At 54.6% G+C, this 1025-nt stretch carries 1 protein-coding gene; it reads right to left on the reverse strand.

Features of this window, described 5'->3' with window-relative positions:
* Positions 1–1025, reverse strand: a 1025-nt coding sequence (tuf, locus tag ABLV76_RS08375) for an elongation factor Tu (RefSeq protein ID WP_062914393.1), incomplete at both ends; no start/stop codon positions are given.

The raw sequence follows: 1025 nt of genomic DNA on the forward strand, positions 1-1025 counted from the left end.
TCGTCCATCGCGATCGGGTGGATCAGGGTAACAACCATTTTGATGTTGTCGCCCGGCATTACCATCTCTACGCCTTCCGGCAGTTCGATGGTGCCAGTCACGTCAGTTGTACGGAAGTAGAACTGCGGACGGTAGCCTTTGAAGAACGGAGTATGACGGCCGCCTTCGTCTTTGGACAGAATGTACACTTCAGATTCGAACTTGGTGTGCGGGTTGATGGTGCCCGGCTTAGCCAGTACCTGACCACGTTCGATTTCTTCACGTTTGATACCACGCAGCAGAACACCTACGTTCTCACCAGCACGGCCTTCGTCCAGCAGTTTGCGGAACATTTCAACGCCAGTACAGGTGGTTTTCGCGGTTTCTTTGATACCAACGATTTCAACTTCTTCACCCACTTTGATGATACCGCGCTCTACACGACCGGTAACAACGGTACCACGACCGGAGATGGAGAATACGTCTTCGATCGGCAGCAGGAACGGCTTGTCAATCGCACGCTCTGGTTCCGGGATATAGGTATCCAGGTGGCCAGCCAGTTCGATGATTTTCGCTTCCCACTCTGCGTCGCCTTCCAGCGCTTTCAGAGCAGAACCACGAACGATCGGGGTGTCGTCGCCCGGGAAATCGTACTGAGACAGCAGTTCACGAACTTCCATCTCAACCAGTTCCAGCAGCTCTTCGTCATCAACCATGTCGCATTTGTTCAGGAACACGATGATGTACGGAACGCCTACCTGACGACCCAGCAGGATGTGCTCACGAGTCTGCGGCATCGGGCCGTCAGTCGCAGCAACAACCAGGATCGCGCCGTCCATCTGCGCAGCACCGGTGATCATGTTTTTAACATAGTCGGCGTGGCCCGGGCAGTCTACGTGCGCGTAGTGGCGAGTCGGGGTGTCATATTCAACGTGAGAGGTGTTGATGGTGATACCACGAGCTTTTTCTTCCGGCGCGTTATCGATCTGGTCGAATGCGCGAGCGGAACCACCGTAGGTTTTAGCCAGAACGGTAGTGATGGCAGC

It is taken from the genome of Klebsiella sp. GB_Kp047 (assembly GCF_040065235.1).
Classification (GTDB): Bacteria; Pseudomonadota; Gammaproteobacteria; order Enterobacterales; family Enterobacteriaceae; genus Klebsiella; species Klebsiella quasipneumoniae.